This window comes from Sphingomonas radicis (assembly GCF_051400635.1).
Classification (GTDB): domain Bacteria; phylum Pseudomonadota; class Alphaproteobacteria; order Sphingomonadales; family Sphingomonadaceae; genus Sphingomonas.
The window spans coordinates 1,026,916-1,048,553 of the sequence record NZ_JBLFFG010000001.1 but is presented as its reverse complement, the minus strand read 5'-3'; the positions used below and the strand labels follow the sequence as shown (position 1 = coordinate 1,048,553).

18 protein-coding genes are annotated in these 21,638 nt (G+C 67.4%); 14 read left to right on the top strand and 4 right to left on the bottom strand.

The genetic code is table 11. From position 1 onward, the window contains the following. Positions 1-17 precede the first annotated feature (17 nt). Positions 18-575 carry a hypothetical protein gene (locus tag ACMGDH_RS04785; protein WP_436826760.1) on the top strand — a complete coding sequence of 186 codons (558 nt, stop codon included), beginning with the start codon at positions 18-20 and terminating at the stop codon, positions 573-575. Positions 576-579: 4 nt separating this feature from the next. Here ACMGDH_RS04785 and ACMGDH_RS04780 read toward each other — a convergent pair whose 3' ends face one another. Together ACMGDH_RS04780 and ACMGDH_RS04775 are read right to left on the bottom strand one after the other, a co-directional pair. Beyond that, positions 580-1,041 carry an invasion associated locus B family protein gene (locus tag ACMGDH_RS04780; protein ID WP_436827226.1) on the bottom strand — a complete coding sequence of 154 codons (462 nt, stop codon included), beginning with the start codon at positions 1,039-1,041 and terminating at the stop codon, positions 580-582. Next, complete coding sequence (locus tag ACMGDH_RS04775) at positions 1,041-1,685, bottom strand: histidine phosphatase family protein (protein WP_436826759.1); 645 nt, start codon at positions 1,683-1,685, stop codon at positions 1,041-1,043. The genes ACMGDH_RS04780 and ACMGDH_RS04775 overlap by 1 nt, the downstream gene beginning before the upstream one ends. A 315-nt stretch (positions 1,686-2,000) precedes the next feature. Between ACMGDH_RS04775 and ACMGDH_RS04770 the strand changes: the two genes are divergently transcribed. The 3 genes from ACMGDH_RS04770 (at position 2,001) to ACMGDH_RS04760 (ending at position 6,532) form a co-directional block, all read left to right on the top strand. Further along, positions 2,001-2,654, top strand: coding sequence for an outer membrane protein (locus tag ACMGDH_RS04770; protein WP_436826758.1), 654 nt, complete (start codon positions 2,001-2,003; stop codon positions 2,652-2,654). Between the two features lie 132 nt (positions 2,655-2,786). Next, complete coding sequence (gene dnaN / locus ACMGDH_RS04765) at positions 2,787-3,899, top strand: DNA polymerase III subunit beta (RefSeq protein ID WP_436826757.1); 1,113 nt, start codon at positions 2,787-2,789, stop codon at positions 3,897-3,899. A 275-nt stretch (positions 3,900-4,174) separates the two neighbouring features. Then, positions 4,175-6,532, top strand: a complete 2,358-nt coding sequence (locus ACMGDH_RS04760; RefSeq protein WP_436826756.1) for a penicillin acylase family protein — start codon at positions 4,175-4,177, stop codon at positions 6,530-6,532. Positions 6,533-6,732: 200 nt separating this feature from the next. Here the strand turns inward: ACMGDH_RS04760 and ACMGDH_RS04755 are convergent, their stop codons facing one another. Further along, the gene (locus ACMGDH_RS04755; RefSeq protein ID WP_436826755.1) at positions 6,733-7,074 is read right to left on the bottom strand and encodes a hypothetical protein; all 342 of its coding nucleotides are present in this window, start codon (positions 7,072-7,074) and stop codon (positions 6,733-6,735) included. A gap of 120 nt (positions 7,075-7,194) precedes the next feature. Between ACMGDH_RS04755 and ACMGDH_RS04750 the strand changes: the two genes are divergently transcribed. Both ACMGDH_RS04750 and recF read left to right on the top strand, forming a co-directional pair. Next, positions 7,195-7,956 (top strand): Coq4 family protein, encoded by a 762-nt coding sequence (locus tag ACMGDH_RS04750; RefSeq protein WP_436826754.1) that lies wholly within the window; start codon positions 7,195-7,197, stop codon positions 7,954-7,956. Between the two features lie 357 nt (positions 7,957-8,313). Next, complete coding sequence (gene recF / locus ACMGDH_RS04745) at positions 8,314-9,492, top strand: DNA replication/repair protein RecF (protein WP_436826753.1); 1,179 nt, start codon at positions 8,314-8,316, stop codon at positions 9,490-9,492. 246 nt (positions 9,493-9,738) lie between these two features. Here recF and ACMGDH_RS04740 read toward each other — a convergent pair whose 3' ends face one another. Further along, positions 9,739-10,179, bottom strand: a complete 441-nt coding sequence (locus ACMGDH_RS04740; RefSeq protein WP_436826752.1) for a hypothetical protein — start codon at positions 10,177-10,179, stop codon at positions 9,739-9,741. 353 nt (positions 10,180-10,532) lie between these two features. Between ACMGDH_RS04740 and ACMGDH_RS04735 the strand changes: the two genes are divergently transcribed. From ACMGDH_RS04735 to ACMGDH_RS04700, 8 genes are all read left to right on the top strand, one after another. After that, positions 10,533-10,862: an ArsR/SmtB family transcription factor gene (locus ACMGDH_RS04735; RefSeq protein WP_436826751.1), complete on the top strand. Its 330-nt coding sequence runs from the start codon at positions 10,533-10,535 to the stop codon at positions 10,860-10,862. A gap of 86 nt (positions 10,863-10,948) precedes the next feature. Then, entirely contained in the window at positions 10,949-13,492 is a 2,544-nt protein-coding gene (gene gyrB / locus ACMGDH_RS04730) for a DNA topoisomerase (ATP-hydrolyzing) subunit B (protein WP_436826750.1), read from the top strand. 99 nt (positions 13,493-13,591) lie between these two features. Further along, a complete protein-coding gene (locus tag ACMGDH_RS04725) occupies positions 13,592-15,673 on the top strand; it encodes a TonB-dependent siderophore receptor (RefSeq protein ID WP_436826749.1) in 2,082 nt (693 codons plus the stop codon). Positions 15,674-15,692: 19 nt separating this feature from the next. Next, a complete protein-coding gene (locus tag ACMGDH_RS04720) occupies positions 15,693-16,826 on the top strand; it encodes a PepSY-associated TM helix domain-containing protein (RefSeq protein ID WP_436826748.1) in 1,134 nt (377 codons plus the stop codon). Next, complete coding sequence (locus ACMGDH_RS04715) at positions 16,823-17,023, top strand: hypothetical protein (protein WP_436826747.1); 201 nt, start codon at positions 16,823-16,825, stop codon at positions 17,021-17,023. The genes ACMGDH_RS04720 and ACMGDH_RS04715 overlap by 4 nt, the downstream gene beginning before the upstream one ends. Before the next feature lie 103 nt (positions 17,024-17,126). After that, positions 17,127-17,666 carry an RNA polymerase sigma factor gene (locus ACMGDH_RS04710; RefSeq protein ID WP_436826746.1) on the top strand — a complete coding sequence of 180 codons (540 nt, stop codon included), beginning with the start codon at positions 17,127-17,129 and terminating at the stop codon, positions 17,664-17,666. Continuing rightward, a complete protein-coding gene (locus tag ACMGDH_RS04705) occupies positions 17,650-18,603 on the top strand; it encodes a FecR family protein (protein ID WP_436826745.1) in 954 nt (317 codons plus the stop codon). The genes ACMGDH_RS04710 and ACMGDH_RS04705 overlap by 17 nt, the downstream gene beginning before the upstream one ends. A 75-nt stretch (positions 18,604-18,678) precedes the next feature. Beyond that, positions 18,679-21,633 (top strand): TonB-dependent receptor, encoded by a 2,955-nt coding sequence (locus ACMGDH_RS04700; RefSeq protein WP_436826744.1) that lies wholly within the window; start codon positions 18,679-18,681, stop codon positions 21,631-21,633. Positions 21,634-21,638 lie beyond the last annotated feature (5 nt).

Sequence of the window (21,638 nt, the reverse complement as noted above, 5' to 3'; positions counted from 1 at the left end):
TTACCGGGAGCAAATCGATGCGGAACACGACGATCCTGATCCTGGCGGCGGCGCTTGCGGCCTGCTCGGGCGGTGAGAATCCTCCTCCGGCAGCGAACGAGAATGAGAACGCGACGACGAACGGCGTGCTCGCCGCCGGCCCCGCGACCAACATCAGCGAAGTCTCCGCCGATGCGCTGCCGCCCGAACTGGCAGCGCTGATCCAGAAGACCGTGCCCGGCATGACCGTCGCCGAGGCCGAGCGCAAGGAGCGCGAAGGCCGCATCTACTTCGACGTCGAAGGCACGCGCCCGGACGGCAGCAAAGTCGAGCTCGACGTGCTCCAGGAAGGCAGCGCCTTCCGCGTCGTCGAGATCCAACGCGACATCGCCTGGAACCAGGCTCCAGCCCCTGTCCTTGCAACCGCCAAAGCCGCGCCGGGCTATTTCGAGCCCGAACGCGTCATCGAGAGCCGCCAGACCGACGGCAGCACCATCTACGAGCTGTTCGCTCCCGGCCGCCGCGATGAGCCCGCGATCGAAGTCCGCCTGCGCGACGGCAAGGCCGAGCTGCTCACCGAGCGCTGGGACCATTGAGCCCCTATTTCCCCGCGCACCCCGCAGCCGCGGCATCGATCGCCGTCGCCGCGCCCTTCAGCGCATAGGTGTCGGCGAAGGGGGCGCCGTTCGCGGCCAGCGTCTCGATGCTCATGCTCCGGCCGTCGCGCATCGCCGCGACGACCGCGGTATCGGTGCGCGAATCGGGCGCCCAGGCGTCGGCCGCTCCCGCCTTCAGCTCGAAGCGCCGCTCGCCGACCGCTAGCGTCACGCGCGCATTGGCGGCGCGCGGCCGGCTCAGCCGGATGTGGAGCTGGTTGCGCGCGCCCTCGCGCGGCCAGGTGGCGATCGAAGCAAAGGCTTCGCCGCGCCCGTTCTGCCCCGCAGGCCACGCGATCGCGAAGCAGCGCAGCGGCGAGGGGTCGCGGAACGCACCCCAGCTCTCGAACACGCCCAGCGGAACGCGCCCCTCAGCCAGCAGCAGCAGCGCGAGCGCGGCCGCGATCACGCCGGCGCGTCGCCGGTGCCGAGGTGGACGACCTTCTCCACGCCATTCTCGATCAGCACGATCGACCCCTGCGGCAGGTCGGGCGCGACCGGCGCACTGACGCGCGGAATCACGTCCTGCCCCGTCATCACTCCGCGCAGTACGCGGCTCGACATGCCGTGCATGATCACCAGCCGGTCGCCCGGATCGTCGTTGGTATCGGCGAGCCAGCCGGAGACGCGCGCCGCGATCGCGTCATACCATTCGCCGCCGGGCGGCGGGCGGACGTAGAGATGGTGCTCGGGATCGAGCACGGTGCCGATCTCCTGCGCCAGATCGGCATAATAGCGTCCGCTCCACTCGCCCATGCCGATCTCGACCAGGCGCGGATCGGTCTTCGCCTGATGCCAGTCGAGCTCGAGATGCTCGGCGATCACCGCCAGCGTCTGGAGCGTGCGCCCGGTGGTCGATGCCCATAAAGTGATCGGCGGCTGCGTGCCCAGCAACCGCCGGAGCGCTTCGCCCATCTGCTCGGCCTGGGCGAAGCCGGCTCGGGTCAGCGGCGTGTGGAGGTGATCGCCCTGCATCCGGCGTGCCCGGTTGTACACCGTCTCGCCGTGCCGGGCGATGAAGTCGCGGCCCTTGCGCTGGGGAATTGCCATGCGTGCCTCCTCAGCGCGTCCGAACGCGGAAGGCAATGCCCAATTTCCGCCTCGTTTCGTTCAGCCAACGATCAGGTGGCATGCTCCAATAGCACACCAGCGCTTCCGCCACGGAAGCGCCAGTGCAGGGAGTATCGCCATGAACCGGTTTTCGCCGCCTTTGTCGACCGCGCCCTGACGCCGGAGCGGCGCGCGGCACCTGTTGCAAAGATGCCACGCTTCGCCCCGTTTATCGGGGGTTCATGCAACCCCCGGAGTCCCACGCCAGTTAAGCCGCGGTCCCGCTCAGCGGGCTAAGGTATCAAGGAGTTTGTTATGCGTACCACCCTTCTCGCCGCTTCGGCCCTCGCCGCGGCGACTATCTTCGCCGCCCCCGCGATGGCCCAGGACACTCCCAGCGGCTTCCGCGCGGGCGTGATCGGCGGCCTCGACATCGTCCGCCCCGGCAGCACCGAGGATTCGGACGTCGAGGGCGACGACCAGAGCATCGAGGGTTTCCAGTACGGCATCGAGGCCGGCTATGACCTGCCGCTCGGCGGCGTCGTGCTCGGCGTCGAGGCCGAGCTGAGCGACTCGACCGGCAAGACCCGCACCGACACCAGCGATCCGAACTTCTTCGGCTATGGTGAGGTCAACACCGGCCGCGACATCTATGTCGGCGCGCGCCTCGGCGTTCCGGTCGGCACCGGCACGCTGCTCTATGCCAAGGGCGGCTACACCAATGCCCGGCTGAACGTCGCCGCCGACAACGGCACCGAGACGTTCGACGAGAATTTCGAGCTCGACGGCTGGCGCCTCGGCGCAGGTGTCGAGAAGTCGATCGGCACCAACACCTATGCCAAGGTCGAGTATCGCTACTCGAACTACACCGACGCGGACTTCCAGTTCGCGAACGGCGCGACGACCGACACGTTCGAGGTCGATACCGACCGTCACCAGATCGTCGCGGGCGTCGGCTTCCGCTTCTGAAGCACCATCCACACCAAATTTGGTGTGCAGGAAGGGTCGGGGCGCTTGCCCCGGCCCTTTTTGCCGTTAGAGATTATGAACGATCCATATAGCGACCGCCGGATTCGAAGGCGGCCCCGGGGGTTTTAGGGCATGAAAGCGACGATCGAACGCGCAACTCTGTTGAGGGGCTTGAGCCACGTCCAGTCGGTGGTCGAGCGGCGCAACACGATCCCTATCCTGTCGAACGTGCTGATCGAGGCGCAGGCCGGCGGCACGATGCGGCTGATGGCGACCGACCTCGATCTCCAGATCGACGAGACGATTCCCGCGGCTGTGGACCAGCCGGGCGCGATCACCGTCTCGGCGCACACGCTGTTCGACATCGTCCGGAAGCTTCCCGAAGGCTCGCAGGTCGAGCTTGCCGCTGCCGAGGGCCGCATCACGATCAACGCCGGCCGCGCCAAGTTCACGCTCGCCACGCTGCCGCGCGACGATTTCCCGATGATCGCCGAGGGCGAGCTGCCGGTCACCTTCGAGCTTCCGGCCGAGACGCTCAAGCAGATCATCGACAAGACCCGCTTCGCGATCTCCACCGAAGAGACGCGCTATTACCTCAACGGCATCTTCTTCCACGTGACCGACGAGGCGACGCCGCTGCTGCGCGCCGCGGCCACCGACGGCCACCGGCTCGCGCGCGTCACCGTCGCGCGCCCCGACGGTGCCGAATCGATGCCCGACGTGATCATTCCGCGCAAATGCATCGCCGAGCTGCGCAAGCTGCTCGAGGAAGTCGATGGATCGGTGGGCGTCTCGCTCTCGGGCTCGAAGATCCGCTTCGATCTCGGCCAGGCGATCCTCACGTCGAAGCTGATCGATGGCACCTTCCCCGATTACAGCCGCGTCATCCCCACTGCGAACGACAAGCTGCTCAAGCTCGATCCGCGCAGCCTGATGGAGGGCGTCGACCGCGTCTCGACGATCGCCACCGAGAAGACCCGCGCGGTCAAGATGGCGCTCGACCGTGACAAGGTGATCCTCTCGGTCACCAGCCCGGAGAACGGCGCCGCGGCCGAGGAAGTCCCCGGTGACTATGCCGCACTGCCCTTCGAGATCGGCTTCAACAGCCGCTATCTGATGGACATCCTCGGCCAGATCGAAGGCGACACGGTCGAAGTCCACCTCGCCGACGCCTCGGCCCCCACGCTGATCCGCGAGAACGACGCCTCACCGGCGCTTTACGTGCTGATGCCGATGCGGGTGTAAGCCCGCCGACGCAGGAATTATCCTCCCCCGCCAGGGGGAGGTGGCGCCGAAGGCGACGGAGGGGGAGGTCAGCGATGCACTCCCGATTCCGGCCAGTACGACGTCCGCCCCCTCCGTCATGCTCCGCATGCCACCTCCCCCTGGCGGGGGAGGATTTGCGCTGCCCCAATCCTCAACGATAACCGCTGGTTATTACCGTCGAACGCCTGTCCCATGGACAGCGCAACAGCCGCGGCCCAACTTCCCGGCGCTGAAACCGCAGGGGGATATTGCCGATGATCAACCGCCGCTCCTTCCTGCTGGGCACGGCCGCGACGCTGGTCGCGAGCTCGGCGGGTGCCGCGACGCTGTTGCGCCCCGTGCGGCAGAAGGCAGTGCGCGGCCCCGGCGCACCGATCGACATCGTCGATGACGTCTATGGCGTTCCGCACATCCGCGCCGCCTCGATCTCCGACGCGTTCTTCGGGCAGGGCTATGTCGTCGCGCGCGATCGGTTGTTCCAGATCGATCTGGCGCACCGCCGCGAGCTCGGCCGGCTCGCCGAAGTCTTCGGCGCGCGCTTCGCCGGGCACGACGCCAACGCCCGCCTCTTCCACTATCGCGGCGATTCCGATGCCGAGCTGCGCGACGTGCCGGCCGAGGTGCTCGCCTGCGCGCGCGCCTATGTCGCCGGGATCAACGCGCGCATCGACGAGGTGATCGCCGATTCCGCGCTGCTCCCGCTCGAATATCGGATTCTCGGCATCGCCCCGCTCAAATGGGAGCTGCGCGACCTGATCGTCCCGCGCGGCGCCTCGGTGGGTAACGCCGACGACGAGGTCCGCCGCGCCCAGCTCGCGGCGCTCGGGCTGCTCGATCTCGATGCAGTGATCGCGCCGCTTCGCCCCGCCTGGACGATGCAGGTGCCCGAGGGGCTCGACGTCGCCGCGGTGAGCGAAGCGGATCTGGGCGTCCTCCAGCTCGGCAGGCTGCCCTGGGGCGCCGATCTCACCGCGCCCGATCCCGCGAATGCCGCCGAGCGCGCCAATGCCGGCAGCAATGCCTGGACGATCGCGCCCTCACGCAGCGCCACCGGCCGGCCGATCCTCGCGAACGATCCGCACCTCGGCATCGGCGGCTTCGGCCCGCGCCATGTTGCGCATCTGAGCGCGCCCGGCTTCGAAGTGATCGGCGGCGGTGCGCCGGGCCTGCCGGGCATCATGCAGGGCCATACCGATCGCTTCGCGTTCGGCCGCACCAATTCGCACATCGATCAAAGCGACCTGTTCGTCCTCGAGCTCGATCCCGAAGACTCCGAGCGCTACCGGCACGACGGCCGCTGGAAGCGCTTCGACCGGGTCGAGGAATCGATCGCGATCCGGGACGCGGCGCCCCAGCGGGTGACGCTGCGCTATTCGGTCCACGGGCCGGTGGTTTCGCACGATCCCGCGCGGCGGCGCGCGACGGCGCTCGCCTCGATCGCGATGCAGCCGGGCGGTGCGGGCTCGTTCGCGATGATCGCGATCAACTTGGCTAAGGACTGGAAGAGCCTGCGCAAGGCCTTCCCGCTCCACCCCTCCCCCACCAATTTCCATTATGCCGATGTCGACGGGAACACCGGCTGGCAGGTGATCGGCTTCGCGCCGGTACGCAAGCGGGGCGACGGGCTGCTGCCCCTGCCGGGCGACGGCCGCTATGACTGGACCGGCATGCGCAACTTCGCGACGATGCCGAGCGAGTATAACCCCACCAAGGGCTGGTTCGCCTCGGCCAACCAGAACAATCTGCCCGCGAACACGCCGCGCGATCGCATCCCCGCCTTCTCGTTCCGCGATCCCTATCGCTACGAGCGCATCGCCGACGTGCTGGCCAGCCAGAGCAGGCACGGCATCGCGGACAGCGTCGCGCTCCAGTACGACACGCTCTCCACCCCCGCGCGCCAGTTCCTGGCGCTGCTCCCCCAGCGCCCCTCCGCTGCGGCCAAGCCCGCCGTCGACATGCTGCGCGGCTGGGATGCGCGGATCGATGCGGATTCCGCCCCGGCCGCGCTGTTCGAGATCGCCTGGCGCGAGCTCGGCCAGCGGATGCTCGCAGCGATCGTGCCGCAGCGGGCGAAGGCGCTGGTGACCGAGATCGCGCCCTCGGTGCTGCTCGGCCTGCTCGCCCGGCCCGATGCGCGGCTCGGCGCGGATCCAGAGGCCGCGCGCGATGCGGTGCTCGACGCGGGGCTCGCCTCCGCCTGGGTCTCGGCGCAGCAGCTGCTCGGCGCCGATCCGGCGAAGTGGCGCTATGGCACGCTCCACCAGGTGCGGATCCGCCATCCGCTCTCGGCGATTCCGGCGATCGCCGCGGCCTTCCCCCCAATCGAAGGCGGCGGATCGGGCGGCGACGGCTATACGGTGATGGCGCGCTGGCTCGGCTCGGGCCCCGGCTGGGGCGTAGGCGGCGGGGCGAGCTATCTGCAAGTGATCGACGTCGGCGGCTGGGACAATTCGCTGATGCTCAATCTGCCCGGCCAGTCTAACGACCCGCGCTCGCCGCATTACCGCGACCAGTATCGGCCCTGGATCGAAGGCAAGATGCTGCCGATGCTCTTCAGCCGCCCCGCAGTCGACACCAACGCCGCCGCGCGCACCACCCTCCGGCCCTCCTGAGGGCGCCCGCGCGGCGCCCACCGCGCCCTCGCCACGCCGTGTCGCATTGGGTCGTTACGAACGCGATAGGCAAATGCACGTAGTTGCAGACGGGCCACATATCTGCGAACTTACGCAGACTCGATGGGTCGCACCTTCGGGTTGCGGGCCGGGCGGCGTCATCCCTTTTCCGTTGTCCGGCCTGCATCTTTCGCTCTCCCTCATTCGGCCCGAATCGCGCTGACTTCGGCGCGCGCCTTGTCGCGCACTGCCCGCGCGCGCGCTTCGCCCTGCCGCGCCGCGATCTCCGCCTCCTCGCGCAGCCCGTGCGCGCGCGATTGCAGCCGCGCCGCCTCGAAGCCGTTCGTCGTCGCCGCCTGCTGGTCGAGCGCCTCGGCCTCGGCGCGCAGCCGATCGGCGTCCTGGTCCGCGGCATCCTCGATTCCGTCTGCCTGAGCCTCGGACGCATCCTGTATATTGTCGATGCGCGCCTCTCGCGGATCGGAGGGTCCGCAGGCCGAAAGCAGCAGCATCACCGCCGGAATCATGGCCAACAAGCGCATCGCCAGCCTCCCTGTTACGGCGTTGCAACGGTCAGGCTGCGCTTTCGTTGCGGCGGCACGAATTGAATTTCCCGCGGATCGATGCTATTTACACCAGTGTCAGTTAAGGAACCGCGAGTCATGGCCACCCAAGCTTCTCCCGCGTTCAATCCCGGCGTGCCGCTCAAGCGCGAATGGGGCACCGCGCTCCGGGCGCTGCGCCGCCTGCTCGCCAACGGCGACGATACCGAGCAGGTGTTCCGCATCATGCGCGCGCTCAACGGTGACGTCACCCAACGCAACTATCGCAAGCTGCTCACCGTCCCCGGCGGCGGCGCGATCGCCTATCGCCGCGTCGAGCTGGCGGAGCGGCTGTCGGACCGCGCCTGGGTCGACAGCTTCCCCGATGGTTCGCTCGGCGCCGCTTATCGCGCCTTCCTCGATTCGACCGGCTATTCGGCAAAGGGTCTCGAAGAGGTCAGCAAGAACGCGATCGGCGACCAGGGCCTCGAGCTCGAGCATCCCTATGCCTGGATGGGCCGCCGCGAGCGCGACATCCATGACATCTGGCACGTGCTCACCGGCTACAAGGCCGACGAGCATCTGGGCGAAGCGTGCCTCGTCGCCTTCTCCTACGCGCAGACCGGCGGGCTCGGCTGGGCCTTCATCGCGGCGGGCGCGGCGCTCAAGAGCATCCGCGTGACCGGCAAGCTCGAATTCCTCAGGGCCGTTATCGAAGGCTATCGCCACGGCAAGCGCGCCGGCTGGCTCCACGGCGAGGATCACGAGACGCTGCTCCACGAGCCGCTCGACTCCGTCCGCCGCCGCCTGCGCATCGCCGAACCCAGGCACTATCGCGTCGCGCAGGCGAGCCTCGAGGCCGCGGGGCTGACGGGCATCTAGCTCAAATCCTCCCCCGCCAGGGGGAGGTGTCAGCCGCAGGCTGACGGAGGGGGAGGTAAGCGACCAACTATCGGCGTGCTTCCTCCCCCTCCGTCGCGCTTCGCGTGCCACCTCCCCCTGGCGGGCAGGGGTATCGCTATGGAATATATTCCCGGTGCGGGAACGGGGTTCGGCAAAGTCTCCGCTCGTCCTGAGCTTGTCGAAGGACGCCCTTCGCTTCCGGCCGGACGCCGGCAGCGGGGGAAGGCCCTTCGACAAGCTCAGGGCAAACGGAATTTCCATATGCGATAGCCCTGTCTGCCAGGGGAAGGATTTCCCGCCTCGCCCGTCGTCGCCCGCTGCGCTAGGGCAGAGCCGATGGCCGTCACGCGTCTCGTCCTCACCGATTTCCGCAACCACGAAGATGCCGTGCTCGCGCCCGGCGCCGGCTTCGTGGTGCTCAGCGGCGAGAATGGCGCGGGCAAGACCAACATCCTCGAAGCGCTGTCGCTGCTCGCCCCCGGCCGGGGCCTGCGCCGCGCGCCGCTCGCGGAGATGGCGCGCCAGGGCGGTCCCGGCGGCTTCGGCGTCGCGGCACGCATCAAAGCCCCTCCCCTTCAGGGGAGGGGTTTGGGGTGGGGCATGTCCGCAAGCACTGGTCTCAGGGAAAGCGACAGGCCCCACCCCAACCCCTCCCCTGAAGGGGAGGGGCTAGTAGATATCGGCACCGGCACCCGGCCCGACGCGCCCGAGCGTCGGATCGTGCGGATCAACGGCGCGGCCGCCGCGGCCACCTCGCTCGCCGAATGGGTGACGGTGCTCTGGCTCACCCCCGCGATGGACCGGCTGTTCGTCGAAGGCGCGGGCGAGCGCCGCCGCTTCCTCGATCGGCTCACGCTCGCGCTCGCCCCCGGCCATGCGCATCATTCGACTCGCTACGAAGCCGCGATGCGCGAGCGCAACCGCCTGCTCGCCGAAGCGGCGCCGCCCGATCCCGAGTGGCTGAGTGCGCTCGAAGCGCGGATGGCTGAGCATGGCGCCGCGCTCGATGCCGCGCGCCGCGAGGCGGTGGCGCTGCTCGATGCGCGCCTCGCGGATCAACCCGAAGGCCCCTTCGCCCGCGCCGGCCTCGCGCTCGAAAGCTGGAGCGGCGATACCGGCGAGCTCGTCCATGCGCTCCGCGAAGGCCGCCGCCGCGATGCCGCCGCGGGCCGCACGCTCGCCGGCCCGCATCGCGCCGACCTCCTCGTCACCCACCTCGGCAAGAATCAACCCGCGCACCTCTGCTCGACCGGCGAGCAGAAGGCGCTCCTCCTCGGCCTGGTCCTCGCGCACGCGGAACTGGTCGCCGATCGCGTCGGCCGCGCGCCGATCCTGTTGCTCGACGAAGTCGCCGCCCACCTCGATCCCGCCCGCAGGGCCGCGCTGTTCGAGCGGCTCGCGGACAAGGGGCAGGTGTGGATGACGGGCACCGAGCCCGAGCTGTTCGCCGCCGTCGCCGGCGAGGCGACGCGCTATCGCGTGGCGCACGGGGCGATCGAGACCGCCCCGCGGTGACGCCGGCTAAGAGCCTGTTTGGGAATGCGCATTGCGGCGCATTGCGGCACCGGCCCGCTCCCCCACCCGGCCACCCAGCGACAGTATCCTATGGGTGGCCGGGTGGGGGAGCGGGCCGGTGCCGCCCAAGGTTCCGGCGATGCGCAGCATCGATGGAAAGGCTGCGGAGGGCGGTGCCGCCTAGAAATGCGCTCTTCCGTGCATTTCCAAACAGACTCTAACGCCTAAGCCTGCCATTGGCGCGCCTCACTTCGCAGGCTTGGCGCTGCCCGCCACGATCGCATCGAATTTGGCCTTGGGCATGTTGATCAGCAGCCCCTTGTTGTTCTTGGCGAGCGATGCGAATTCCACTTCGACCTTGCCGACCGGGCTGGCGATCACCGCAAACCCGGTGCCTACCTTCTCGATCGAGCCGATCACGACGCCCTTCGAATCCCGGACTTCGCTGCCCGGCGTGACATCGTCGGGGCTCACGGGAACGGGCCGCGATGACTTGGGGCGGCCCGCGGTGACCTCATTGTTCAGCCTGTTCAAATCGGCGAAGCGCTCGTCAGGGCCGCGCATCATGTCCGGCGGGCTGGACGGAGCGGGCGCCGACGCCGGGGCAGGATTGCCGACGGCCTGGGCATGCGCTGCCCCGGCCAGCGTCAGAGCGGTAGCCACAGCCGCGAGTTCGAGCACGCGCATCCAGCCTCTCCCCATTTTATGCGATGGTATCGCTACCAGGCATCAAGGGCAATCGCTTGTTCTTCATCGCCCCCCAGCTACCGGCCAATGAGCCATTAGCCAGCCATTTGCGCAAACGAATCCGCTGGCAATGTAGGATTTGTTCTGCTTTCGTTCGTATCATGGACAAACAGCACACGCCTCCCTCCGCACGCCCGCACCCCGGCATGACGCTTGCCTCGCAACCCCGCGAAGGAGTCAACTTAGAGTCAAGCGCCCTATCGCCGGAAATGCCCGGAAGCCGCAGAAATCCGCCATTTCCGGACCCAACCAAAAGGTTGGACCGGCCGGCGCTCGAAGCGATAGCCAACCTTATGGTTGGCTATCGGCTTGACTCCACTTTCCATGCACTCGCCGATCCCACCCGCCGCGCGATGCTCGATCGGCTGGCAAGCGGCGAGAAGTCGGTTGGCGAGCTGGCCCTCGGCTTCGCGATGAGCGGCACCGGCGCCGCCAAGCACCTCGCCGTGCTCGAAGCGGCGGGGCTCGTCCGGAGGAGGCGCGAAGGGTGCCGCTGCCTCTGCGCGCTCGATGCCGATCCGCTGGTCGAGGCGGGGCTGTGGCTCCGCCGCTGGGACGCTCTCGCTAGTCCGCGGGCGGCCAGGCTCCGGGCAATGCTCAGCGCCCCGGAGCGCGTCGATTAAGGCCAGGGGGCACCACTCTCATCGGCTGCGCGGCGCGCGTTCGGCCGCGCCCCATTTTGCTTCCGTTTCCCGGGCGCAAACCCTATATGCTGGGCATGGCAACCAACGACGACCAGACTCCCGAAAATCTCCCCAACGCGAACGCCTATGGCGCAGACTCGATCAAGGTCCTCAAGGGCCTCGATGCGGTCCGCAAGCGCCCCGGCATGTATATCGGCGACACCGACGACGGCTCGGGCCTCCACCACATGGTGTTCGAGGTCTCGGACAATGCGATCGACGAGGCGCTCGCCGGGCATTGCGACAAGATCATCATCCAGCTGAATCCCGACGGATCGGTCTCGGTCGAGGACAACGGCCGCGGCATCCCCACCGGCATCCACTCGGAGGAGGGTGTCTCGGCGGCCGAGGTCATCATGACCCAGCTCCACGCCGGCGGTAAGTTCGAGAACACCAGCGACGACAATGCCTATAAGGTGTCGGGCGGCCTCCACGGCGTCGGCGTGTCGGTGGTCAACGCGCTCTCCGAATGGCTCGATCTCAACATCTGGCGCGACGGCGAGGAGCATTACATGCGCTTCGCGTTCGGCGATGCGGTCGCCCCGCTCAAGGTGATCGGCAAGGCCGTCGACGAGAACGGGAACCCCAAGAAGGGCACGCGCGTCACCTTCCTCGCCAGCCCCGCGACCTTCAAGATCACCGAATATGATTTCGAGAAGCTCGAGCACCGCTATCGCGAGCTCGCCTTCCTCAATTCGGGCGTTCGCCTGTTCCTGCGCGACGCGCGGCACGAGGAAGTCAAGGAAGTCGAGCTCTATTACGAGGGCGGCATCGCTGCGTTCGTGAAGTATCTCGATCGCAACAAGACCCCGCTGATGCCCGATCCGGTGGCGATTGCGGGCACGCGCGACGATGTGACGATCGACGTCGCGCTGGAGTGGAACGACAGCTATTACGAAAACGTCCTCTGCTTCACCAACAACATCCCCCAGCGTGACGGCGGCACCCACCTCGCGGCGTTCCGCGCCGCGCTGACCCGGACCCTCAACAACTATGCCGACAAGTCGGGCATGTTGAAGAAGGAGAAGGTCACTCTCACCGGCGACGACATGCGCGAGGGCCTCACCGCGATCGTCTCGGTCAAGCTGCCCGATCCCAAGTTCAGCTCGCAGACCAAGGACAAGCTGGTCTCGTCCGAAGTCCGCCAACCGCTCGAAAGCCTCATGGCCGACAAGCTCGCCGAATGGCTCGAGGAGAACCCCGCGCATGCCCGCTCGATCATCGGCAAGGTGATCGACGCCGCCGCCGCGCGCGAGGCCGCCAAGAAGGCGCGCGAGCTCACGCGGCGCAAGGGCGTGATGGACATCGCCTCGCTGCCCGGCAAGCTCGCCGACTGCCAGGAGCGCGATCCCGCCAAGTCCGAGCTGTTCCTGGTCGAGGGTGATTCGGCCGGCGGATCGGCGAAGCAGGGCCGCGACCGCCACTTCCAGGCGATCCTCCCGTTGCGCGGCAAGATCCTCAACGTCGAGCGTGCGCGCTTCGATCGGATGCTGTCGAGCCGCGAGATCGGCACGCTCATCCAGGCGATGGGCACCGGTATCGGCCGCGACGACTTCAATCTCGAGAAGCTGCGCTACCACAAGATCGTCATCATGACCGACGCCGACGTCGACGGCGCACACATCCGCACGCTGCTGCTGACCTTCTTCTACCGGCAGATGCCCGAGATCATCCAGGCCGGGCACCTCTACATCGCTCAGCCGCCGCTCTACAAAGCGACCAAGGGCCGTTCGGAGGTCTATCTCAAGGACGATGCCGCGCTCGATCAGTATCTGGTCGATGCCGGGGTGCTCGGGAACCTGCTCGAAACCGCCGGCGGCACACGCAGCGGCGAAGACCTGCGCGATCTCGTCGAGCATGCGCGCCGCATGCGCACGCTGATGCGCTATGTGCCGCGGCGCTACGATCCTTCGATCATCGAAGTGCTGGCGCTGGGCGGCGCGCTCGATCCCGAAGCGACGCGCGAAGTTCGTGCCGAGCGGCTCACGTCGGTCGCGACGCGGCTCGATGCCGCGGATGCCGAAGCGCGGTGGAGCGCGCGCATCACCGAAGAGGGCGGCTATCACTTCGAGCGGCTGTGGCGCGGGGTGACCGATCACCACATTGTCGAGGCGAGCTTCCTCGTCTCGGCCGAGGCCCGCAAGCTCCATGCGCTCGCGACCGAGCAGGCGCCGAGCTACCTCATCCCCTCCAAGCTCGTGCCCTCCAAGGCGATTCCGGCCACCGAGGCGGAGGCTGCCGCGGCGCTGGAGGACGGCGAGGAAGCCGAGGCGATCACCGTCGGCAAGGGCGAGACTTTGGTGTCGCGTCCCTCGCAGCTGCTCGACGCGATCCTGGCCGCCGGCCGCAAGGGCCTCGCGATCCAGCGCTACAAGGGTCTCGGCGAAATGAACGCCGAACAGCTTTGGGAAACCACCCTCGATCCGCAGAACCGCTCGATGCTCGTGGTCCAGATCGACCAGGCCGATGTCGCCGACGCGATCTTCACCCAGCTGATGGGCGACGTGGTCGAGCCGCGCCGCGAATTCATCCAGGAGAACGCCCTGAGCGTCGCAAATCTCGACGTCTGAGCCGGTCGGCCCTCGCTTGAGCTAGTGCGAATAAGTTGCATTAGAACTCCCCCGCCGTTAGAGGCCGCTCAAAATTACGAGCGGGGGAATATGTTGCGCGTGCACTCTAAGCTTGGTTTCGCCCTTCTGACGTCGGTCGCCCTTCCGTTTGCCGCCCAGGCGCAGACCGCGGAGGACCGGGAGGAAGAAGTCACCGTCATCGCCGAGCGCGCGGTGACTGCGACCAAGACCGACACGCCGCTGGTCGAGACGCCGCAGGCGATCAGCGTGGTCGAGGATTCGCTGTTCCGCGACCGCGGCGCGCTCAACCTGCAGGAAACGCTGCGCTATTCGGCCGGCGTCACCGGCGAGGCCTATGGCCTCGACACGCGCGGCGATGCGACGATCATCCGCGGGCTCAACCCGGTCCAGTTCCTCGACGGGATGCGTAACTTCTACACCTATGCGCCCTTCGCCCGGAACGCGATCGAGACCCTCGACCGCGTCGAAGTGCTCCGCGGCCCCTCCTCGGTGCTCTACGGCCAGGCATCGAACGGCGGCATCGTCAATAGCGTGAGCAAGACGCCGCTGTTCGACGCCCAGGGCTATGCCCGCGTCGAATATGGCTCATGGGACCGGATGCAGGCAGTGGTCGACCTGACCGGCCCGCTCGACGACGCCGGCCGGTTCGCGGCGCGGGTGGTGAGCGTGATCCGCGACGCCGGCCAGCAGACCCGCGGCCTCCAGGACGACCGCTTCCTACTCGCACCGTCGCTGACCTGGCGGCCGGGATCGGACACCCAGGTGACGCTGCTCGGGGTGATCCAGCGCGACACTTCGGCGTCGAGCCAGCAGTTCCTGCCGATCGTCTCGACGATCCTCGCCCCGTCCGAGGCGCGCAAGATCGACAATCGCACCTTCCTGGGCGACTATGATTACGACGTCCTCGATCAGCGCAGCCTATCGGCGACGCTGATCGTCGATCATCGCTTCTCCGATCTCGTCAGCGTCAGCGCCCGCGCCCGCTATATCGACGCCAAGGCCGAGTTCCGCGAACTCTATCCGGACGTCTATTCGGACCCGCTCGATCCCTTCCTCGACGGCGACGGCGACACCGGGCGCATCGTCAATCGCTTCGCCTACCAGACCAAGCCGCGCGCGCAGATCTTCACCAGCGATGCGAACGCGCGCTTCACCTTCGATACCGGCCCCTTCTCGCATCAGCTGCTCGCGGGCGTCGATTACAGCGACTATTACGAGCGGACCTGGTCGGCATCGGGAATGGGCACGCCGATCGACGTGTACAATCCGGTGTCGAGCGGCGTTTCGGTGCTGCCGTACAGCCTGTTGCCCGAGCAGCGGAACACCCAGCTCGGCGTCTATGTGCAGGACCAGATCCGCTATGCAGACCGCGTGACGCTGGTGGTGGGCGGGCGCCACGACCGCGCCACTTCGAAGACCGAGGGCGTCGACCTCCGCGTCGACGAGGCCTGGACCTTCAAGGTCGGCCTGATCGGCGAGATCGGTTATGGCGTGTCGCCCTATGTCAGCTATTCGGAAGCGTTCCAGCCGATCCCCGGCTTCGATCGCAGCGGCGAGGCGCTGGTGCCGACGCGCGGGCGCCAGGTCGAGGGCGGTATCAAGTGGCAGCCGCGCCGCGGCGTGCTGGTGACGGCCACCTATTACGACATCGTCGAGAGCAATCGGCCGACCAACGATCCGTTCGATCCGATCAACATCTTCCAGACCGGCGAGATCGCATCGAAGGGGTTCGAGTTCGAGGCCGCGGTGTCGCTGCCCGGCAATTTCGAGCTGACCGCCGCCTATAGCTACAACGACGCCAAGGTGACCGAGAGCCTGTTCGAGCCCGAAGTCGGGCTGCGGCTGAGCGACGTTCCCCAGCACATGGCCTCGGCCTGGGGCGTGAAGACGCTGCGGCTGAACGAGAGCGCGGCGCTGCGTCTGGGCGCGGGCGTGCGCTACATCGGCGACACCGTCTCGACCGGCACCGCGATGACGCTGGAGACGCCCAGCTACACACTCGTCGATGCCCTCGCCGCGATCGACTGGGATCGCTGGACGCTCGCCGTCAACGCCACCAATCTGTTCGACAAGGAGTATTTCGCCCCGTGCCGCGCGTTCGGCGACTGTTTCAGCGGCAACCGTCGCTATGTCGTCGGATCGCTGAGCTTCCGGTTCTGATCCCGTGAAGCGGGGGACGGTGCAAGCCTGGTACCTGGTCCATAAGTGGACCAGCCTCGTCTGCACGCTGTTCCTGCTGATGCTGTGCGTGACCGGTCTGCCGCTAATCTTCGCGGAGGAGATCAGTCATCTTTCGGGTGCCGAGCCCGAAGTCGCCGCGCCGCCGCCCGGAGCGGTGCCGGCGAACCTCGATACGCTGATCGAGAAGGCGAAGGCGCAATATCCGGGCGAAGTGCCGCTGTTCCTCGGCTGGTTCCCGGACGCGCCGATCGTCTACGTCAATCTCGGCCCCCGGCCCGATACGCCGCCTGCCGGGATGCAGACCGCGCTTTTCGATGCCTATTCGGGCGCGGCGGTGTCTGCGCCGCAGTTCAACGAAGGGCTGCTCTATTGGATCGGCCGGTTGCACGTCGACATGCTCGCCGGACTTCCGGGCAAGCTGTTCTTGGGCGTAATGGGCCTGCTATTCGGCGTGGCGATCGCCTCCGGCGTGGTGCTCTACCGTCCGTTCATGACCAAGCTGGCCTTCGGGACGGTCCGGCGCGAGCGCAGCCGGCGAGTCAAATGGCTCGATCTGCACAATCTGCTCGGGATCGTCGCCACCGGCTGGCTGCTGGTGGTGGCGCTGACCGGCGTGATCAACACGCTCGACGAGACGCTCTATGCGTCGTGGCAGAAGAACGAGATCGCCCGGCTCACTTCGGCCTGGGAAGGCAAGCCGATGCCGACCGAGTTCGGATCGATCGCCAAGGCCGTCCGCACGGCACAGGCGGAGCGCCCCGACCTGCGCCCGGCGTTCGTGAGCTATCCGGGCACGGGCTATAGCGGCAATCATCACTATGGCGTGTTCATGAGCGGAACCACCCCGCTCACCGAGCGCAACTATCAGCCGCTGCTGTTCGATGCCCGCACCGCCGAGCTCAGCGCCGTGCCGGCCTGGCCGATCGCGATGAGCGCGATGTACCTCTCCCAGCCGCTTCATTACGGCGACTATGGCGGCCTGCCTCTCAAAATCCTGTGGGCGTTCTTCGATCTGGTCGCGATCGCTGTGCTGGCGAGCGGCCTCTATCTTTGGCTCGGGCGCCGCGGCACACCGCTGGCGCTGCGCGTGCGCGAAGTGTCGCGGGGCGGCGAAGTCGAGGCGGCGGCGTGAGGTACAGCCTTTTCCAGACCTTCGCCGTGCCGCTGCTCTTGCTCGCGCTGACGATCGGAAGCCTGATACTTGGGCTGGCAGCGAAGGGCTGGCCCGACACGGTGGCAGTGGCGCTGCTCGCAGTGCCGATCCTCGTCATCCTCAGCGCCTGGCTGGGCCGGCCCGTGCGACCGGCCAAACTTCCTCCCTCCGCCTGATTTCCTTCGGGCAATTTGCATCGCAGTTGACGGAAGCCCTTCGCTCGCGCCTCTTAGGAGCCAGAGGAGAAGGACAACGGAACGCGAGGCACTGGCCGAGTGGGTGGGGCGCGAGATCCTGCCGCACGAGCGCGACCTGCGGCTATGGCTGCAGCGGCGGCTCGTCGGCGCGGCCGACGTGGAGGACATCGTGCAGGAATGCTATTGCCGCCTAGCCCAGCTCTCCGACGTTTCGCACGTCACGATGCCGCGCGCCTATCTCTTCACCATGGCACGCAACCTCGCCCAGCGGCAGCGGCAGCGGGCGCGCGTCGTCCGCATCGAGGCGATGGCCGATTCGATCGAGGCCGATTGGGAGAGCGATCAGCCCTCCCCCGAGCGGATCGCGGCTGCGCGCCAGGAGCTCGGCCGCGTGCAGGCCGCGCTAGCTACGCTTTCCGACCGGGCACGGCGGATCTTCGTGATGCGCAAGGTGGACGGGCTGACGCAGAGGGAAATCGCCCAGGCGCTGGGCGTCAGCGAGGCAGTGGTCGAGAACGAAGCGAGCCGAAGCCTGCGCAAGATCCTGAAGTTGTTGACCGAGCCGGGGAGCGAACAGCCCGGCATGTCGGCGAAAGGGGTATCGCATGCACGATCCCGTTGAAGCGGCCGCGGCTGCCTGGGCGCTGCGCCATCCCCTCGATCCGGCCGAGCGCGGCGAACTCGAGGCATGGCTGGCGCAGGACCGCCGCCACGCCGGAGCATTGCTGCGGGCCCAGGCGGGACTGAGCGTGATCGATCGTGCGCTGACCCGCGAGGAATTCTCCACGGCGCCAGCCGACAGCACCCCCCGGCTCGCACCGACACGCCGCTGGCTGCTGGCGGGCGCTGGCGGTGCCATCGCGGCCGCGATCGCCGGAGTCGTCGGCTGGCCGGTGCTGATGGGCGAGCATGTGGCGACCGCGCGCGGCGAGATCCGCCGGCTGCCGCTCGCCGACGGTTCGGTGGCGACCATCGACACCGGCAGCGAGCTCCGCGTGGTGATGGCGAGCGATAGCCGCCGGATCGCGCTCCACAAGGGCCAGGCCTGGTTCCAGGTCGCAAAGGACCGCAAGCGCCCCTTCGTCGTCGACGCCGGGATCGCCCAGGCACGCGCAGTGGGCACGGCCTTCTCGGTGCAGCGCACCGACACCGGCGTCCAGGTGGCCGTTACCGAGGGCAGGGTCGCGGTCTGGGCAAGCGACGCCAGCGGCGCGATGACCATTCTCGAGGCGGGCCAATATGCGAACTTCCGCCGCGGTGCACCCGCGCCGGTCACCGGAACGGCGCCCGCCTCGATCGAGCGCTCGCTCGCCTGGCGCAGCGGCGAGATCTCGCTGGAGAACGAGACGCTGGCCAGCGCGGCGGCACAGTTCAACCGCTACAATCGCCAGCAGCTCGTGATCGTCGACCCCGACCTTGCCGACGAGCGGCTGGTCGGACTGTTCCAGATCGACAAGCCCGGGGTCTTTGCATCGACGCTCGCCGCCTCGCTCGACGTGACCGTCACCACTACCTCCTCCGAAATCCGCCTGGCACGAAAAAAGACCGCGCTGCCCTGACGGAAACCGCCCGCCGCCGACTCTTGATATCGAGAGCGCACCGATAAGGGCGCCGGTCACAACGGGAGGGGATCAATGGTCTACGCGCGTTCCTATCTGCTCGGCACTGCCGCGCTCGTCTGCAGCCTGGCATCGCCGGTTCAGGCGACGGCGCAGGTTCGCCGGTTCGACGTTCCTGCCCAGCCGGCGCGCACCGGCATCCCGCAGTTCGCGCACCAGGCCGGCATCCAGATCCTCGCCTCGGGCCCGATCACCGACGGCGTGACGGTCAATCGCGTGCAGGGATCGATGGAGGTCTCGGCGGCGCTGCGCCAGCTCCTTTCGGGCACCGGGTTGGTGCCGGTCACCGTCGGCAGCGCGATCGTGCTCAAGCGCCCCGCACCGACGCTGGCGGCGCGTTCGCCTGCCTTCACCAACGCTTCCGTCGCGCCCGTCGCGCAGGAGGCGCCGGCGGCGAGCCAGGAAGAGGCTCCCGCATCCGACCCGGCGGGCGATGAAATCATCGTCACCGGCATCCGGGCATCGCTCCAGGAATCGATCGACGTCAAACGCTCGGCGGATTCGATCGTCGACGTCATCACGGCGCAGGACATCGGCAAGATGCCCGACCAGAACGTCGCCGAATCGATGAGCCGCATCACCGGCGTCCAGATCTCGCGGCGCGAGGGCGACGGATCGAACTTCACGGTGCGCGGGATTTCGCAGAACCGGCTCGAGATCAACGGCCGCAATTATATCGGCCCCGGCAATGGCGGCAACGCGGCGCTGGAATCGGTGAGCCCCGAGATTCTGTCGTCGATCGTCGTCATCAAGTCGCCGACCGCCGACATGCCGGAAGGCGCGCTCGGCGCAACCGTCAACCTGCGCACCAAGCGACCGCTTGATCTCGACGATCTGGTCGTGGCGGGGCGCATCCAAGGTGCCTATGCCGACCAGGCCGATCATATCGGCTATCGAGGATCCGCGATGGTATCGAAGAATCTCAGCGAGCGATTCGGCCTGCTCGCGAGCGTTGCTTATTCGGATACGAAGACGCAGGGCTATTCGTTCGATTCCGGCGGCTGGACGCAGACGGGCGCGATCGACGGCGATGGCGACGGTGTCGACGATCCGGGCCTGTTCCGCCCCAATCGCTTCATGGCGCGCGTCTTCGATCGCGCCGAGCAGCGGCTGACCATGAACGGCACCGCGCAATGGCGCCCGACCGATGAGCTCGAAATCATCCTCGACGCGACCTACAACCACCTCAAGCGCCAGCGGAACAGCGTCAACTATCAAGTGCTGTTCAACAACAACGACGTGGATGCGACGGTCAACGACCAGGGCACCGTCGTCGCCGGCACCTTCACGGGCGTCACGATCCGTCCGCTCATCTATGACGAGCCTACCGATCTCAAATCGACCCTGCTCGGCGGATCGGTGAAATGGGAGAAGGATCGGGCTCGGGTGAGCTTCGATATGTCGTACAGCCGCGGCAAGGGCAGCGACGGCGGACCGGGCGCATCGTTCGCTTATGTCGTCGTGCCGCGCGCGGGCAATGTCGCCAACGCGAGCTATGATTTCCGCGCCGGCAACGCCGTGCCGGACCTGTCGATCGACGCCAATTTCAATCCGAACGATCCGTCGCGATACCAGCTCCTGTCGATCTTCGACTATGACGCAGTGACCGACAACAAGGGGTATGACGCGCGGCTCGACTGGGAATATCAGACCGACTGGGGCATCCTGTCGTCCGTCGAGGCGGGCATGCGCTACGAGCGTGTCGAGCTGCTCGCCGCCGATCCGCAAAACCTGCCCGTTGCAGCCAGTCTGCTCGCCGCGGGCGACAGCAACGGCGATGGCATACTCACCGTCGATGAACTTCCCGGCCTCAGCTACGGCAAGGACTATGGCGCCTTCTACCCCGGTGTCGATGGCGCTTTCCCGCGCGACCTGCTGGGGGGTACGCTCGACAAGCAAATCGCGCGCGACGGGCTCGGGCTCGCAGCACCCGATCCCTACGACACCACGATCACGGTGGGGCCGACCTCGATCAAGGACGTGACGCAGGAGACGCTCGGTGCCTATGTGAAGGCGAACTTCGAAGGCACGATCGGGGGGCTGCGCTACAGCGGCAACGCGGGCGTGCGTTATATCGACACGGCGCGCGCCACGCTGGGATATCTGTCGCCGACGGCGACCAACGTCATCAAGGCGGATTTCGACTATTGGCTGCCGAGCGCCAATTTCTCGCTGAACTTCAGCGAGGACCTAACGCTTCGCCTCGCCGCCGCGAAGGTGGTGGCCCGGCCCGGGCTCAACCAGGTCAGCGCCAGCTTCGTGCCCAACACCGTCAACATGACCGGCTCGCGCGGCAACCCCAACCTGCGGCCGTTCGAGGCGACGCAGTATGACGCGACGCTCGAATGGTATTTCGCGCCGGCGAGCTCGCTGACGGGCGCGGTCTTCTACAAGAAAGTCGATTCGTTCACGGTGACGACGGTGAACCGCGAGTTTGTCCCCGGCTTCTCGGAACGCTTCGGACTGTTCGACATCTCGCAGCCGCAGAATGGCGAAGACGGCAGCATCCAGGGGTTCGAGCTCGCCTATCAGCAGGCGCTGCGCTTCCTGCCGGCGCCGCTGGACAATCTCGGCATCCAGGCCAACTATACCTATGTCGACAGCAGGACACCGCTCACCGACGCCATCACCGGCGAACGGCTGCCGCTGCCGGGCCTGTCGCAGGACAGCTACACGCTGATCGGCTATTATGAAGACGACACCTTCTCGGTGCGCGCCGCCTATACCTATCGCAGCGAATATATGAATTCCGTCGGCGGCGCGGCGAGCGGCGGCAACAACTATGTCTCGGGGCGCGGGCAGCTCGATGCGTCTGCCCAGATCAACTTGACCAAGAACCTGCGCCTGACGGTCGAGGGCATCAATCTCACCAAGGAGATCGACAGCCAGTATCTCGGCGAGCCGGGCCGGCTGACGTTCTCCGCGCGGGAAGATCGCCGGATCTTTTTCGGCGTCGCGGCGAGCTTCTGAACAGC

Excerpts from the sequence above, each read along its gene's own strand:
- ACMGDH_RS04785 (WP_436826760.1), top strand. The coding sequence starts at position 18 with ATGCGGAACACGACGATCCTGATCCTGGCGGCGGCGCTTGCGGCCTGC.
- ACMGDH_RS04775 (WP_436826759.1), bottom strand. The coding sequence starts at position 1,685 with ATGGCAATTCCCCAGCGCAAGGGCCGCGACTTCATCGCCCGGCACGGC.
- ACMGDH_RS04770 (WP_436826758.1), top strand. The coding sequence starts at position 2,001 with ATGCGTACCACCCTTCTCGCCGCTTCGGCCCTCGCCGCGGCGACTATC.
- dnaN (WP_436826757.1), top strand. The coding sequence starts at position 2,787 with ATGAAAGCGACGATCGAACGCGCAACTCTGTTGAGGGGCTTGAGCCAC.
- ACMGDH_RS04760 (WP_436826756.1), top strand. The coding sequence starts at position 4,175 with ATGATCAACCGCCGCTCCTTCCTGCTGGGCACGGCCGCGACGCTGGTC.
- ACMGDH_RS04755 (WP_436826755.1), bottom strand. The coding sequence starts at position 7,074 with ATGCGCTTGTTGGCCATGATTCCGGCGGTGATGCTGCTGCTTTCGGCC.
- ACMGDH_RS04750 (WP_436826754.1), top strand. The coding sequence starts at position 7,195 with ATGGCCACCCAAGCTTCTCCCGCGTTCAATCCCGGCGTGCCGCTCAAG.
- recF (WP_436826753.1), top strand. The coding sequence starts at position 8,314 with ATGGCCGTCACGCGTCTCGTCCTCACCGATTTCCGCAACCACGAAGAT.
- ACMGDH_RS04740 (WP_436826752.1), bottom strand. The coding sequence starts at position 10,179 with ATGCGCGTGCTCGAACTCGCGGCTGTGGCTACCGCTCTGACGCTGGCC.
- ACMGDH_RS04735 (WP_436826751.1), top strand. The coding sequence starts at position 10,533 with ATGGTTGGCTATCGGCTTGACTCCACTTTCCATGCACTCGCCGATCCC.
- gyrB (WP_436826750.1), top strand. The coding sequence starts at position 10,949 with ATGCTGGGCATGGCAACCAACGACGACCAGACTCCCGAAAATCTCCCC.
- ACMGDH_RS04705 (WP_436826745.1), top strand. The coding sequence starts at position 17,650 with ATGCACGATCCCGTTGAAGCGGCCGCGGCTGCCTGGGCGCTGCGCCAT.
- ACMGDH_RS04700 (WP_436826744.1), top strand. The coding sequence starts at position 18,679 with ATGGTCTACGCGCGTTCCTATCTGCTCGGCACTGCCGCGCTCGTCTGC.